The sequence below is a fragment of the Clostridioides sp. GD02367 genome (assembly GCF_045900275.1).
Taxonomy (GTDB): Bacteria; Bacillota; Clostridia; order Peptostreptococcales; family Peptostreptococcaceae; genus Clostridioides; species Clostridioides difficile_A.
The window spans coordinates 119,552-135,090 of record NZ_JBJODK010000005.1; the positions used below are offsets into that span (position 1 = coordinate 119,552).

Below are 15,539 nucleotides of genomic sequence, written 5' to 3' on the forward strand. Positions count from 1 at the left end.
TAAAAATATGTATAATCAAATAGTATAAATATATTGAAAAGGAGTTGTATTATATATGAAGTTTTATACTATACAGACTTTAAAATTTTGGAATAATAATAAGAATAATAAATATCTATTAAATAATTATTCTCTTATAGTAGAAGGTTTTGATATTCCATATAAATGGATGTATGCTCAAATGATAAATAGAATACCTAAATTTGATGATAGTATGATATGGGTTTGGTTGAATAGACCTGATTTAAGATGTAGTGGATACTTAGAAAAAGGTACAAAAGGTGTCTTACTTGAAATAGAAATAAGCAGAGATAATGTACTGTTATCGGATTTTGACCTATGGCATTTACCTTTGATGGATATTGCTGTAGAGATTTATGAAGATGAACAGATTGAAAAAGAGATAAGTTGGCAAAGAATATTTGACTTGGAATTATGTTCAAAATTCAATGAAGTGAATATAGAAGACTTGACTCTTCAAGGAGTAACATCCAAAGTTTCTCTATCCAAAGTCAAATTAATAAAAGAATTTGTTGCAAAATGATATTTATATTGATATTTCCATTGAAATTTATTCCATAAAGTTATATATTTATAACAAGAGGTGTTATAAATACATAACTTTTTTTAAGGGGTGATTTTATATGTCTAAACGACAAATTGGTATTAAATCAACACTTATTTCAGAAACACTAGCAGTTGCCTATTGTCTTGGAGCAACGTTGGTAAACAAGTATTTTTTTAAAGGAAGTAATATTGAGTATATTCCTATAATTTTTTTGGTAGTAGCTGTAGTATGTCAATGGATTTATGACCAAAAGAATGATGATTTGGTCGATGAAGCATCTAAATACATACTATCAAGAGTTAATGGGATTGCGATAAAAGTATTGTTTTATTCTCTGGTTATAATCTCTGTATCCCTTGCAACACTAGATATAAATGTATCGAATTTAAATTTAGGGATGTTTTTATTAGTCATTTTGTTTATTCAATCTTTGTTGAAGTTATTTTTATTTATATATTTTGATAGAAGGGGGATATACAATTAGGTGTCAGTATCACTAAAGACAAAAATTAAATACTATAGAGAAAAGCACCTTATGACACAAGGAGAACTTGCAAAGTCAGTAGGGGTAAGACGTGAGACTATCGTACATTTAGAAAATGGTCGATATAATCCTTCTTTAAAATTAGCGATGGATATTGCTAAGATATTTAATACAACTGTAGAAGATTTATTTGAATTTGTTGAAGAAGATAGCATTTAAATTTCAGAGTGTACTTATATATTAGAAGATGAACGGTTTTATAAAGTTGAAAATATGTATTAAGATTCGCATAAAAATAAGTGCATTTTTATCATAAAAAAATTAAGTTAAATAAATATAAAATTAATATCAGATATACTTCCAAAATTATCTAATCGTAGATATAATGTAATTATAAAAATAATGAATATTTTTATAGTAGTAGTTAATTTTCTAATAAGGAGGGTGCAAAATGCCTAGTATGATTATGGAAGTTGTAGGAGTATTATTTATAGCTATTGGATTAATTTTGACATTCATTGAGATAAAAGGAGGTTTTCCTTCTTTTTATGGATTTGGTCAAAATGCTGTAAGAAAAAATGCTGTAGGTATTATAGCAGCAGGAGTGGCTTTAATTTTCTTCAGAAATGGCATAGAGAGTGTAGATTCTATAGCTACTTTCGGCATGTTTTTAGCTATAGAACTTGTTGTAATAGTTGCATATTTCTTAATAAGAAGAAAATTTGTTAAAGAAGACAAACATTTAAGAGTTAATTAACTAAATTATCTACTATAAAAATTGGAAGATTAAAAACAAGTAAGGTTTTGTTTTTAGTTATTTAAAATCCAAATTCGATTATTTTTAGAGAAACTATGTTCTGTATAAAGCTGGAATGTAGTTTCTTTTTTATATGTAATATAATTTTTAGAAATAAAAGTAATAATATATTATGTAAGGTAAATACCATTATAAAGCGTATGTTTGAATACAAAATGAAGCACCATGAATTTGAATAAAGATATAATGAAAATTCTGATATAAGAGCAAGTAGACTAGACAATGTTGTTAAGTAACTGGTTGATGTTATGATTCCAATTATAGAGCAAGGTGTAAGAGAAAATGTATTTCATTATACAAATGTGACTCTTGATACTAAGTTTTTGGTGTTTGGTATTATTCATATCTTTCATGAAGAGATGCCGAAAGAAAATATTAAAGATTATATAGTATCTTTAATTGATTTTATTAAAGATGCGTTTATTTGTACATTAAAAATTGAAGATACAGATAAAATTGGTGACGTATAGCTTAATTTATAGGCCATTATATTTTAGTTGTAAGTTATTATTAAGTAGTGTAAATACTGATAAAGTATTTGCTTGGGGGTATATTTAAAAATAAAACAATGACTTTGATATATGGATATGCTACAATACAACCAAATCGGAATTTGGAAGTAGATATTATAATTGTAATGATGATTTGATGACAAAATTAAATATAGTCAAAGTATATTTTTACTAAATTTTACACTTAAATAATCTATTTTAAGCAAGTATGATGTACAAAATTAATAGAGAAAGTTTTTAAAGTCTATTTTATTAATAAAATAAATATTAGGATAAATAAACATATTTTTAGATTTTATAAAGTTAAAATTTTAAAAAATAATTGATATTTATTCTAATGGAGAGGTAAGTATAATATGAAATTACATAAAAAGATACAACTTTTGTTTCTAATGCTTTTATTTACTATAATGTTAACTTCTTGTTCTGGCTCTGCAATGTCATATACATTTGAGGTTGAAACTGGTGATAAGATAAAGGTAAAATTAGACACTTCAGATGGCTATTCATTGACACAGAAAGATGGAAAGTTTACTGTAAAAAAAGATGATGAGGAAGTATTACAAGGGATATTTACTACAAAAGAAGGTTATGAAAAATATCAAAGTATAAAGACTGCTAAAGGAGTAAAAGTTCTTGAAGATAAAGAGAAAGATGAAAATAAGTATTTCTTTTACGAATTTGAAGGTAAAGCTGGTACAGAAAATAACTTTGTTCTTTGGGTTAAGGACTCAAATACAGGTGTAGTTATAGGTAGCTTGTCTGGAGAAGAAGAGGCAAAGTCCGCATTTGAAAGATTGTCAATTACATTATAATGAGAGTTATAATTAAATATTAATCATCAAAATCTAAAATTCTGATTTTTAAAGCAGTTAATCTTATAAGATTAACTGCTTTTTTTAGTTTAATTCAATAGTTAAGAATTATAAGATTAACTGTTTCATTGTATCTAATTTAATCATATATATTTAAAAATAAGAACCATTTTTTATTTGGTTTTTACTTATCTCTTTTTTTATTAATTTAATATCATTTGACATATTAATTCTCCTTATCTTAGACTTTAAAACTATATATACATAGTAGCAGATTTCACCTAGAAATAAAAATATATAATGAACTTAAAAGAATTTATTAGATATTCAGTATCTTAGAGTTGTAAAAATAGGTCACTTAATTTTGAAACTATTTATACCTCATAACAAAAAATTCTCCATCCCCTAAATACGTTTTTTGTATCTTAGTCTCAACTATTTTAAATCCTTGGGACTCATAACATTTTACAGCTCTCTTATTCCAGGTTCTTACTTCTAATACAACAGGTTTAGTACTATATTTATTTCTACATTCTTCTAAGCCTAAACTAATTATTTCTTTACCAATTCCCATTCCACAATAATCTGGTTTTATACCAATACCAAAGTATACAGAGCTTCCTTTATCTAATAAGTTTATAAAACCTATCAATTCTTTATTGTCATCTATAAAACTTATAAAATTTTTTCTCTTATCTTCTTTTGCTAGTGATAAATTATTCTTTTTAATCTCATTCCATGAAGGCAGATTGTATATTGAATATTCCCCCTCATATTTCCAATTAGTAATTTCTATAACATGTTCTTCTGTAAATATAACTTTATTTAGTTTCATATATTCTCCTAATTTCAAATCAAATTTTAATATTTATGTATCTATTTTTCTTCTGTATGCATACTTAAAGTAGAGTATAATCATAATGTATAAGTTTTTATTATAAAAAATTTTCATTAGAAAATCAAATAAAAGTATTAAAATTAGCAAAGACTTATTTAATAAAATAAAAGTATCTTGGGCGAGTACCAAAATACATATCAATCAAATATAAAACTCATAAATATAAAACTTATGCAGTATAAAATTTAAAATATATTAATGATAATATAAACATATTAAAAATCTAAATTAAAAATAGAAAAATAAAAAATTTTAAATTTAAAATTTTTTATTTTTTATTTATTGCGGAAAGAATAAAAAGATGCTATACTTTTTGTAACATATTATTCCAATTATTAAGACATAATAAGCTTTTATAGTGTAATTTGTCTAATACTATTTTAGAAATTATGTTTTTATTATAATATGGCAAAAGAATAGAAATAAGGTGATAGTAGTGAAAGTAAAATCAAATTTAGATGAAATTTTATATCATAAGATTATTGAAAGTCTTATTCGTGGTGAATACTCTGTAGGTCAAAAAATCTTACTAAATGACCTTTGTGAAAAATTTGAAGTAAGCAGAACACCAGTAGTACAAGCAGTAAAAATGTTAAATAAAGATGGTGTGCTTACTATTATGACAAATGGAAAAGTGTATGTACCAGAGTATGAATACGATATGGTAAAGCAAGTTTGTGAAACAAGAACACTGATTGAAACATATGCCTTAGAAAAAATGATGCAAGAGGAAGAAGAAGTATTTCAACAAAAGCTAGAAGTGATAAAAAGATATTCGGCTAAATGTGAAGAGTTCTATAAACAAGAAAAATCTGTAGAACTTGCATTGACAGATTTAAAATTACATAAGGCTATTGTTGAAGGTGCTAATAATGAGATTTTAAATGATGTATATGTTGGTATACAAGGAAGATTTGTAGTAGTTAATTATCTGATACGACCATTAAAAAATCGTAATTATGAGGGAACAGTGCAAGACCATTTTGAAATATTGAAGTTTATTGAAAGCAGAGATACAAAAAAAGCAGTGGAGAAATTAAGAAGTCATATTCAAGGAACTATTAAACGCTTTTGTGAAGATGAATAATGTACTTAGAGATTTCTATATATTACAGGAAGCCATAAGGCTTCCTAAAAAAATAGCCTTTATAAAATTTTTTATTTTAAATTTAAAATAAAAAATTTTAAATTTAAAATAAAAAATGAAAGAGGTGGTAGAGAGTTTGAATAAAATTATTACAGAAAGGATAGAAAAGACTATGAAGAAGCTATTTACAAATGAAACATTTTTGGAATATCAATTTGTGAGTGATTGCCAGTTATCGCCAGATGGAGGATATACAGCATTCGTTGTAAAAAAAGCAGATATCAAAGAGAATAATTACACAAGCCAAATTTATGTATTAGACAATAAGAGTGGTGAACTAAAACAATTAACATCTATAAACTCTGTAGGAGCATATGCTTGGGAAGATGAAAATACTATTTTATTTCCTGCTTTGAGAAATGAAAAAGTAAAAGAAGCTATCAAAAACGGTAAGCAATGTATGAGTTATTATGCTTTATCTTTACATGGTGGAGAAGCAAAGGAACTTTTTACCTTACCCATTAAAGGTGGTAAATTAAACCCTATAGGAAAAGGTTTGTACGCAGTTATTGACTCTTATGATAATGATAGACCTGTTGTAGAAGGATTGTCAGAAGAAGAGAAGCAGAAAAAAATAAATGCTTATAACAATAGACACTATGAGCACTTCAAAGAAATTCCTTATGCTGTTAATGGTGAAGGATATATTAGTAGAAAAAGAAAGCGTCTATACATATATGACAGTAACACTAAAGATTTGAAACCAATCACAGCACCTATGTTTAATGTTGTAGGTATAAAAATAAATGATGGCAAAATCTTATATGTGGGTCAAGAATTTGAAGATGTAAAAGGTTTAAAGAATGGTGTTTATGTATTTGATACAAATACTGATGAGAATGTTTGTATCTTAGAAAAAGATAAGTATATTGTAAAAGGTTTTGAATTATACAAAAATCAAGCAGTACTAAATTTGACTGATGCTTTATCTTATGGAAATGGAGAAAATGGAGATTTTTATACAGTAGATATTGATACAAAAGAAATGAAGTTACTTTCAAAACATCAGCATCATTGTATTGGAAACACAGTAACATCTGATGTTAAAATGGGTGCTGGTCAGACAAGCAAGGTAGATGGTGAATATATTTATTATACTTCTACAGTAAATATGGATTGCATTATTGAAAGAATACATATTCCAACAGGAAAACAGGAAAGAGTTACACAAACAGGTTCAGTTGAATTTATAGACGTAAAAGATGGAAACATTGTATGTATAGGTTGTTCAGAAAACAGCTTACCTGAAGTTTATACAGTAGAAAATGGAGCATTGTGTAAGAAAACACATTTAAATGACCATATTTTAGAGGAATATAAAATTTCTGTACCAGAATATATCGAATCAAAAGGAAGTTCTAACTGGGCGATACAAGGATATGTATATAAACCAGTAGATTATGAAGTAGGGAAAAAATATCCAGCTATATTGGCGATTCATGGTGGGCCAAGATTAACATATGGACCATATTTTATGCATGAGATGCAAGTATTTGCAAGTCAAGGTTACTTTGTTTTCTTCTGTAACCCAAGGGGTTCTGAAGGTAGAGGCAATGATTTTGCAGATATTAGAAAACAATTTGGGGATATTGATTATATAGATTTTATGGAATTTACAGATACAGTGCTTGAAAAATACACAGATATTGACGAAACAAAATTAGCTGTGGAAGGTGGAAGCTATGGTGGATTTATGACAAATTGGATAATTGGTCATACAAACCGCTTTGCTGCTGCTTGTGCTCAGCGTTCTATTGCAAACTGGAGTGGTATGGAAGGTACAACAGACATTGGTTACTATTTCTGCAAAGGACAAACAGGTGCTTCTCATATGGAAGACCACGAATTGCAATGGAAACAATCTCCTCTCGCTTATGCTGATAAGTGTGTTACACCAACTTTATTTTTACATGGTGAAAAAGATTATAGATGTTATATGCAAGAAGCATTCCAAATGTTTTCTGCACTAAAAATTCATGGATGTCCTACAAAACTTTGTCTCTTTGAAGGAGAAAATCACGAGTTATCTCGTTCAGGTAGACCAAAACAAAAGCTACAAAGACTAGTTGAAATGATGGATTGGTTTTCAATGTACATAAAAGAATAAAAGTAATATGCATTAATGAAAGACAAAAATGAGTATTAAGGAAAAACAATAATATAAATTAAAAAGTACTTCTAGATAAAGAGAATAGCAAAGAAAAAAAGAAAATGATACAGAAAGAAAGACAATAAAGAAAGGAGAATAGAAAAATGGAAAAACTAAAGATTGAAAGTTCAGATATTTTTGAATATATATTCCCACATGATATTTCTTGTTCACCTGATGGAAGTCATATTGCTTATATTATATCAAATATCAATGAGGAAAAAGATTGCTATGAACATGACCTATATGCTATGGATGTTAAAACAGAAAAACAAATACATATGACACAAACAAAAGATGTAACATCATTTAGCTGGATTTCTGATACAGAGCTTCTTTTTACATCTAAAAGAGATAAAGCAAAAGCAGGTACAACAGATTTTTATACTATTTCTATAAAAGGGGGAGAAGCAAAGAAAGCATTTTCTATTCCAAAAACTTGTAGCATACCCATATCACTTGGAAATAAATTATGGTTATTTACAACAAAAAATCCAACAGATATAAAAAAAGCAGAACTAGACAGAGCAGTAGAAGGAGTAGATTACTGGACATTTACAGATAAACCTTTTATAAGAGATGGGGAAAACTTCTCTCAAAGAAGACGTGTAACATTAGAATTGTATCAAGAAGGAAAAAAAGAAACAAAAGTTATTACACCAAAGTATTGTGAGGTAGCAGGTGTAGATGTTTCTCCTGATAAAAAAAGAATTTTATATTCAGGTCAGATTTATGAAGATTGTGCAACACCTTTCTCTGGTCTTTGGGAGTACCATGTAGATAGTGGTGAAACAAGAGAACTCATACCACAAGGAAAATATCAAATCAGCTTAGTTAAATATATTGGTGAAGATAGAGTAATGTTACAAGCGTCTATATTAGACCGTTCTATTACACAAAATCATGATATTTTCATGCTTGACTTGAATACTGGCGAAATAAATATGATTGCCAGCCCAGATGGGATGTATGCTACATTACTGGATGTAGATGCAGTATATGGTGGTGGACGTAGTAATAAAGTCGTAGGAGATAAGTTTATTGGAGCAAGAATTTGCAGAACTATGACAGAGTTTGATGAGTTTGATACAAAAACAGGTAATATACGTATCATCACAAAAGTGGATGCTTTTACATCTTTTGATATTTATGACAACACTATGTACACAATCATGCTGAAAGATTATGAGTTGGCAGAAATATATAGCATTGATATGGCTACTGGTGCAATGAAAAAAATGACTTCTTTTTCTAAGCCATATTTGGATAGTCATAAGGTTTCACTACCTGAGAAATTAACATTTGTAGCAAAAAATAAAGAAGAAGTTGATGGTTTTGTTATACCACCAATAGATGCAAAAGAAGGTGAAAAATATCCTGCTGTATTGTTCATTCATGGTGGACCTAAGTGGGCATATGGTTACATGTTTACACACTTAAAGCAGTGTGTAGCTGCAAAAGGAATGTATGTTATTTATTGTAATCCTCATGGTGGTGACGGTTATGGTGAAGAGTTTTTGGAAATGGTAGAAAGATGGGGATATGTTGATTATGACCATCTTATGGAATTTGTAGATACTTGTATTGAGAGATACCCTGGGATTGATGCAGACCGTTTAGGTGTTGCAGGTGGAAGTTATGGTGGTTATATGACAAACTGGATAATTGGTCATACAGACCGTTTCAAGGCAGTTGCTTCTCAAAGAGGTATTAGTAACTTGATTACAGCTTCCCTAATTATCGACTTTGGGGATAGAATTATGAAGCAAACTTGTGGAGATAAGACACCTTGGAATCATGAAGAAGTTCTTTGGAACCATTCACCTATTAAGTATGTAAAAAATGTAAAGACACCAACTTTATTCTTACATAGTGATAGGGATTATAGATGTTTTATGGGAGATACCTTCCAGATGTTTACAGCATTAAAACAGATTGGTGTAGATACGGAAATGTATTTATTCCACGGGGATACACATGGATTGTCTAGAAACGGAAGACCATCTAATAGAGTTGTACGTGCCAATGCCATTGTAGATTGGTTTGAAAGATATTTATAAGGGGGTTATTCTATGAGTGATATGTTATTATGGTTTAGTGTTGTATTAATCTTATTTGCTATTGGGGATTTGATTGCAAGTAAAACAAAAGCAAAAGTTTCAGCTGTATTTGTGACATTACTTTTATTTTTGATTCTGTTTGTTACAAAGGTAATACCAGGGGATATTATTGAAAGAGCAGGTATGACAGCAGCTGCAAGTTGGAGTGTTCCAATGATTATGTTTAGTATGGGAACAATGTTGAATGTTAGACAGTTTATAGATGAATGGAGAACTGTGTTGACAGCATGGCTTGGGATTGTGGCAGTTATAGTTTGTGTTTCACTTTGTATTCCTTTGTTTGGAAAAGCAACAGTGTTGACAAGTATACCAGTTATAAATGGGGCATTACCTGCCACTACTATCATGACACAAGCAGCATTAGAAAAAGGATTGACACTTGCAGCAGCTACAGCAACAGTTGTATTTGCAATCCAGAAGTTTGTTGGGACACCAATTGCCTCTAGAGCTGCACTACAAGAAGCAAATCGTCTTTTAGTAGAGTATCATGAAGCAAAGGCAAAGGGGATTGATTTAGCCAATGTCGATAATGATAAGAAAGAAGCAGAAAGTACAGGGGAAAAAGTAAAGCAAGTATTCTGTGAGAAGTATGATAAATATTATTCTACAAATGTTTGTATATTTTTCATAGCTATATTTTCTTATTTGGGATATGAGCTTTCAGAGCTTATCCATGTGAATTATTCTATTGTATGTCTTATAGTTGGTGTTCTTGTAACTCGTATTGGTATTGTACCAAAAGATATTTTAGAAAAAGGGAAAATCAAAGGTTTTATCAATATGGTTGTATTTGCAGCCGTTATTCCTTCTTTAGCAAAAGTTTCTTTGGGAGATTTAATTAGTCTGTTTGTACCAATTGTAGGTATGTTCGCAGTTTCTATTATTGGTATATTCCTTGTGATGAAGGTACTTCCAGGTTGGAAAATTATTGGTTCTAAGCCTCTTGCTTTTGGAGTAGGGTTCTGTCAAATGTTGGGATTTCCGACTACATATTTGATTTCAAATGAAGTGTGTAATGCTATTGGAGAAACGGAAGAAGAAAAAGCATATTTGATGTCTAAAATAATGCCTAAATTAGTAGTTGGTGGTATGGCTTGTATGATTTCGATTGTAGTAGCTGGTATTATGGTACCTATGTTGTAGAGGGGTTTGTAATAATGTAATAATAAGAATATCTCTTTTAAGGTTTTGTGGTATAACATCTACTTTATGTTATACCGCTTTTCCTTTTTCATCTCGTTATATTTTAAAATTAACAAAAATATAATCTTAAAAACTAATATCTACAGTATATTCATCTTCTATTAAGATATAATTACAGTCATACTTTTTACACATTTGTAGATTTTTAGTATTTTCTTCAATAGTGGATTCCATTGTGCAGAATGAATCATCCAATCGACTTTCAATGGCATTTGCATATTTTTTAATATCTGAAAAATGTCTTTCTATATAATCTTTAGTCATAACAAGGCAATAATACTGAATTTCTTTTATATATTTACTATCAAAATCTTTTTGCCAATCAAATGGAATATAGCATCCCTCAACTACAAGGTTCTGATTATTTTCAATAGCTGTTTTTATAATTTCTTTAACGATAGACCATAGATAGGGTACAAGTTCTTCATCATCTTCTGGTGTTAACTTAGTGTTTCCACTTCGTATAAGTCCCATTTTTAATAGGTCAATAGATAAATATGTATATTTGTATTTTTCTAATATTTTCTGTGCAAATAAAGTTTTTCCAGTATGAGAAGCACCTGCAATTAAAATAATCATAATTTAAACACCTCTTTCAATAAAGTGAACTGCTGAATTATCCCAGTATTTTTTATATACTCTATCATTCCTACCATCAAGATTTAGTTGATACATTCTAAATGTAACTAATATATCTTTTGGTTGCCATTGTTCTTCATAAGAATATTGATAGCTCATACCTAGTTGTTTCATTACATTACCACTACGTGGATTTTTAATATCATGTGTGGCAGTAATATAAGGGATACTATCTCTTTTTAACTGTTCGACAACTGCTTTACTTGCTTCAGTCACAATACCTTTGTGCCAAAATTCTTTACACAGTCCGTAACCAAAATCGTGATTATCATCCATACTTACATTGACATAACCTATTGGGATATTGTCGTTTTTTAAGCAAATGGCATAGTTATATCCATGAGAGTTTTTATATGCTTCTACATACTTTTTTTCAAAAAACACCTTTGTTTCTTCCAGTGATTTAAGGGGAAACCATGGCAAATAAGTATTTACATCTTTATCACTGTAAATTGTGAACAAAGCTCCTATGTCATTCTCAGTAAACCTTCTTAATATGAGTCTTTCTGTTTTTAGTTCAGGAGTATTTTTAAATATCATATTCCTTATTCTCCTTTCAAAGTCAAAATTTATCAGCTAACTTCTTGTAATAGATTATACTATGGTTTCATATTCTAGTCATTTTTTCTACTTTGATTAGGTTACTTTTATGTCATGATTCATCAAAAGTGAAAGGGTTGTAAAGTGAGTGATAATTAAATAGAAATAAAAACTATGCTTATAAAGCATAACAACAGATTTAATATAGGTATTTGATATTTAAATAGTCAGATTCTATAATGTAGTTTAAAGGGATGATACTATAATTGATAAACAAAATCAATATAGTTTTATTATCTAAAATTTAAAGTGAGTACATCATATTATCAAATTATGGGTATATGCTCCTTAAATTATAGGTATGTGTTTCTTAGTAAAATTAATAAAAATCAAAAACTTTGTTACTTGATTTTTAACACCGAAAATAAAAATTAAAATACAAAAAGGAAAGGTGAATAAAATGAATACTAACTTTAATTTTTTTATACCAACACGTGTAAAGTTTGGATGTGGGCAACTAAATCAACTCCATAGTGAGGGGTTACCAGGGAAAAAAGCATTGCTTGTCATATCAAATGGAAAATCTACGCATACTAGTGGAGCTCTTAATCGAACACAAGAACAGCTTAAAATTGCTGGAGTAGAATTTGTACTGTTTGACAAAGTACAGGCAAATCCCATTAAATCTACTATCATGGAGGGGGCTAAAGTAGCACGTGACAATAAATGTGATTTTATAGTTGCTCTAGGTGGTGGTAGTGTAATGGATGCCTCAAAAGCAATGGCTGCAATGGCCACAAATGATGGAGATATATGGGATTATATGTTTGGTGGCACAGGTGGAGAAAAAATGATTGCAAAAAATCCTCTTCCAATTGTATGTATTACTACTACTGCTGGAACTGGTTCAGAAGTTGACCAATGGGGCGTTATTACCAATGATAAAACAAATGAGAAGATGGGATTTGGTGGAGATGATAGACTTTTTCCTGTATTAGCGATTGTAGACCCTGAGCTTATGGTAACTGTGCCTTCAGAGTACACTGCATACCAAGGTTTTGATGCTCTATTTCATTCAACAGAAGTATATATTAGTAAATTTGCAAATCCTATGAGTGATATGATTGCTTTAACTGCTATCGAAAATATTGCAAATTATCTTGCTCGTGCAGTGAAAAATGGAAAAGATATGAAAGCAAGAGAACATGTTGCTTTTGCTAATACATTATCTGGTCAAGCAATGGTAATCACTAGCACTATAGCCAAACATTCAATGGAACATGCTATGAGTGCATATCATCAGAATCTTCCTCATGGAGCAGGTCTAATTATGATATCAAAAGCATTTTATGAATTTTTTATTGACAAACATGCTTGTGATGAAAGATTTATACGAATGGCACAGGCTATGGGTATGGAGAATGCCTCAAAGCCAGAAGATTTCATCACAGCACTAGTAAACTTACAAAAAGCATGTGGCGTTGATAACTTGAAGATGAGTGACTATGGGATTGTTTATGAAGAACTTGATGTCTTAGCAAAAAATGCTCGTGATACTATGGGTGGTCTATTCCTTGCAAACCCTTGTGAAATGAGTCATGAAGAATGTGTTGCAGTTTTTGAAAAAGCATACAATTAAGGAGTGATATACAAATGATAAATTATTACAAAAAGCTAATAGGTGTGGTTCTTTGTTCTACATTGATATTTTTTCTTGTTGCATGTGAAAAACAACAAGAATCAGAATCTACTCAAAGTAAAACACCTGAAACGAGTGAATCGTTAAAATCTGATAATGAAAAAATTAAAATAGAAGATTCACGTATCTTAATTGCTTATTTTTCTCGTATTGGTAATTCAGATACTCCAAATGAAACAGAAGCTGTATCCTCTGCAAGTATAAATATTAGAAACAATGTAATTGAAGGAAATACTGAAATTGTTGCAAAGATGATTCAAAGTAAAACTGGTGGTGATATATCTCTTATAGAAATGGAAAATAAATATCCATCTGATTATAGTGTTATTGAAAATCAAGGTCGTGATGAACGAAATGATAACATTCGTCCAGTACTTTTAAATAATAGAAGTGATATAGACTCTTATGACATAATTTTCCTTGGATATCCTAATTGGTGGGGTGACATGCCAATGGCAGTGTACAGTTTTTTAGAAGAATATGATTTCTCAAATAAAATTATCATACCATTTTGTACTAGTGGTGGTAGTGGATTTTCAAACAGTATTGAGAATATTAGAAAAGAACAGCCTCAAGCTACAATTAAAGATGGTCTAGCTATTAGTCAAACACTTCCAGATGGTACAGAAGATGAGATAAACACATGGTTGTCTAATCTTGGATTAACAAAATAAATATATAATAATTAATCGAAAAGGGGAATAAAAGTATGGGAAAAAATGTTTGTATCATATCTACTAGTCCACGAAAAAATGGAAATTCTGAAGAACTAGCAGATGAATTTGCAAGAGGGGCAAGAGAGCAAGGTAATGAAGTGGAAAAGATTACTCTGTATGATAAAAATATTAATTTTTGTATTGGCTGTCTTGCTTGCCAAACAACGTGTCAATGTGTACTAAAAGATGATGCAAATGACATCATTAAAAAAATGTGTAATTCTGATGTACTTGTATTTGCTAGTCCAATATATTTTTATGAAATGACTGGACAAATGAAAACACTTTTGGATAGAACGAATCCAATTTTTCCAGCGGAGTATACTTTTAGTGATATTTATTTACTTGCAACAGCAGCAGATGTTAATGAAAGTGCCATGGATGGTGCACTTAAAGGGTTGCAGGGATGGATTGACTGTTTTGAAAAAGCAAGATTGGCTGGTGTAGTAAGAGGAACTGGGTTAGACCAAATTGGTGCAATTAAAAATGATACAGATATACTGAAACAAGCTTACGAAATGGGAAAATCTATTTAAGAAAACTAACATATAAGAAAATAAATTGTTGAAAAACGTGAAACTCATTGATTAGCAAATAAGATTTACTTATCGATAAAAGGAGAATTTTGTATGCATAAAATAAGAAAATGGATTATATTTTTGGCTATATTAACTAGTAGCTTTGTTTTATCAGCATGTAACAATACATCATCAGCGAAGACAAAGGCGAATGATTTAAATGTATCTCAAGCCCCAAATAATCAAAGTACAAATGCAACTGATAAAATAAATACTACTAATAAAATAAATGCTACTAATAAAGTAAATTCTAATGACAAAGTAAATAGCCATGACAAAATAAATGAACATGAAGTCCGTATTAAGTTAACATTTGATGATAAAGAAGCAATTGCTGTGCTTGAAAATAATCCAACCACGCAAAGTTTGATTGTTCAGCTTCCAATAACAGTTTCCTTTGACGACTTTGCAGGTGCAGAAAAAATTGCCTATACTCCAACAGAACTTTCTCAAAAAGAATCACCTAGTGGCTATAACCCAGATATTGGAGATATTACATGTTATGGTCCTTGGGGTAATCTAGCAATATATTACAAAGACCAACCTTATGCCAATGGATTGATTCCTATGGGGCATTTTGAATCTGGTTTAGAAGAGTTGAGTAATATGGAGAAGGGAGTTAGAGTTACTATAGAAAAAATGTAAAGTTATATA

At 29.6% G+C, this 15,539-nt stretch carries 17 protein-coding genes; 14 read left to right on the plus strand and 3 right to left on the minus strand.

The features are described from left to right. The first annotated feature begins 55 nt into the window (after positions 1–55). The 6 genes from Q3223_RS08695 to Q3223_RS08720 all read left to right on the plus strand — a co-directional run bounded on the left by Q3223_RS08695 (position 56) and on the right by Q3223_RS08720 (position 3,196). Positions 56–544: a DUF3841 domain-containing protein gene (locus Q3223_RS08695; protein ID WP_407811857.1), complete on the plus strand. Its 489-nt coding sequence runs from the start codon at positions 56–58 to the stop codon at positions 542–544. A gap of 100 nt (positions 545–644) precedes the next feature. Then, entirely contained in the window at positions 645–1,052 is a 408-nt protein-coding gene (locus Q3223_RS08700; protein ID WP_223152707.1) for a hypothetical protein, read from the plus strand. Beyond that, a complete protein-coding gene (locus Q3223_RS08705; protein ID WP_074179116.1) occupies positions 1,053–1,271 on the plus strand; it encodes a helix-turn-helix transcriptional regulator in 219 nt (72 codons plus the stop codon). A gap of 232 nt (positions 1,272–1,503) precedes the next feature. After that, on the plus strand, positions 1,504–1,809 hold the full coding sequence (locus tag Q3223_RS08710; RefSeq protein WP_074179117.1) for a hypothetical protein: 306 nt from the start codon (positions 1,504–1,506) through the stop codon (positions 1,807–1,809). Positions 1,810–2,117: 308 nt separating this feature from the next. Continuing rightward, entirely contained in the window at positions 2,118–2,339 is a 222-nt protein-coding gene (locus tag Q3223_RS08715; protein ID WP_407811858.1) for a hypothetical protein, read from the plus strand. Between the two features lie 398 nt (positions 2,340–2,737). Beyond that, positions 2,738–3,196, plus strand: coding sequence for a hypothetical protein (locus Q3223_RS08720; protein ID WP_054275887.1), 459 nt, complete (start codon positions 2,738–2,740; stop codon positions 3,194–3,196). Between the two features lie 370 nt (positions 3,197–3,566). Here Q3223_RS08720 and Q3223_RS08725 read toward each other — a convergent pair whose 3' ends face one another. Beyond that, positions 3,567–4,031: an N-acetyltransferase gene (locus tag Q3223_RS08725; RefSeq protein WP_054269170.1), complete on the minus strand. Its 465-nt coding sequence runs from the start codon at positions 4,029–4,031 to the stop codon at positions 3,567–3,569. A gap of 499 nt (positions 4,032–4,530) precedes the next feature. Here Q3223_RS08725 and Q3223_RS08730 point away from each other — a divergent pair, with 499 nt between their 5' ends. The 4 genes from Q3223_RS08730 to Q3223_RS08745 all read left to right on the plus strand — a co-directional run bounded on the left by Q3223_RS08730 (position 4,531) and on the right by Q3223_RS08745 (position 10,653). Next, the gene (locus tag Q3223_RS08730; RefSeq protein ID WP_054269171.1) at positions 4,531–5,181 is read left to right on the plus strand and encodes a GntR family transcriptional regulator; all 651 of its coding nucleotides are present in this window, start codon (positions 4,531–4,533) and stop codon (positions 5,179–5,181) included. A 136-nt stretch (positions 5,182–5,317) separates the two neighbouring features. After that, complete coding sequence (locus Q3223_RS08735) at positions 5,318–7,348, plus strand: S9 family peptidase (RefSeq protein ID WP_223152703.1); 2,031 nt, start codon at positions 5,318–5,320, stop codon at positions 7,346–7,348. Between the two features lie 146 nt (positions 7,349–7,494). Then, positions 7,495–9,450, plus strand: a complete 1,956-nt coding sequence (locus tag Q3223_RS08740) for a prolyl oligopeptidase family serine peptidase (protein WP_407811859.1) — start codon at positions 7,495–7,497, stop codon at positions 9,448–9,450. Positions 9,451–9,462: 12 nt separating this feature from the next. Further along, a complete protein-coding gene (locus Q3223_RS08745) occupies positions 9,463–10,653 on the plus strand; it encodes a hypothetical protein (protein WP_054275892.1) in 1,191 nt (396 codons plus the stop codon). Between the two features lie 126 nt (positions 10,654–10,779). On the opposite strand, the gene Q3223_RS08750 is transcribed toward Q3223_RS08745, so the two are convergent. Both Q3223_RS08750 and Q3223_RS08755 read right to left on the minus strand, forming a co-directional pair. Next, positions 10,780–11,292: an ATP-binding protein gene (locus tag Q3223_RS08750; protein WP_219673773.1), complete on the minus strand. Its 513-nt coding sequence runs from the start codon at positions 11,290–11,292 to the stop codon at positions 10,780–10,782. Positions 11,293–11,295: 3 nt separating this feature from the next. Beyond that, positions 11,296–11,892 (minus strand): GNAT family N-acetyltransferase, encoded by a 597-nt coding sequence (locus tag Q3223_RS08755; protein WP_054269176.1) that lies wholly within the window; start codon positions 11,890–11,892, stop codon positions 11,296–11,298. Between the two features lie 460 nt (positions 11,893–12,352). Here Q3223_RS08755 and Q3223_RS08760 point away from each other — a divergent pair, with 460 nt between their 5' ends. From Q3223_RS08760 to Q3223_RS08775, 4 genes are all read left to right on the plus strand, one after another. Continuing rightward, positions 12,353–13,531 (plus strand): iron-containing alcohol dehydrogenase, encoded by a 1,179-nt coding sequence (locus Q3223_RS08760; protein WP_407811860.1) that lies wholly within the window; start codon positions 12,353–12,355, stop codon positions 13,529–13,531. 14 nt (positions 13,532–13,545) lie between these two features. Then, a complete protein-coding gene (locus Q3223_RS08765; RefSeq protein WP_407811861.1) occupies positions 13,546–14,265 on the plus strand; it encodes a flavodoxin in 720 nt (239 codons plus the stop codon). Between the two features lie 35 nt (positions 14,266–14,300). Continuing rightward, positions 14,301–14,843: a flavodoxin family protein gene (locus Q3223_RS08770; protein WP_054269179.1), complete on the plus strand. Its 543-nt coding sequence runs from the start codon at positions 14,301–14,303 to the stop codon at positions 14,841–14,843. 93 nt (positions 14,844–14,936) lie between these two features. After that, on the plus strand, positions 14,937–15,530 hold the full coding sequence (locus tag Q3223_RS08775) for a cyclophilin-like fold protein (protein WP_407811862.1): 594 nt from the start codon (positions 14,937–14,939) through the stop codon (positions 15,528–15,530). Positions 15,531–15,539: the final 9 nt, after the last annotated feature.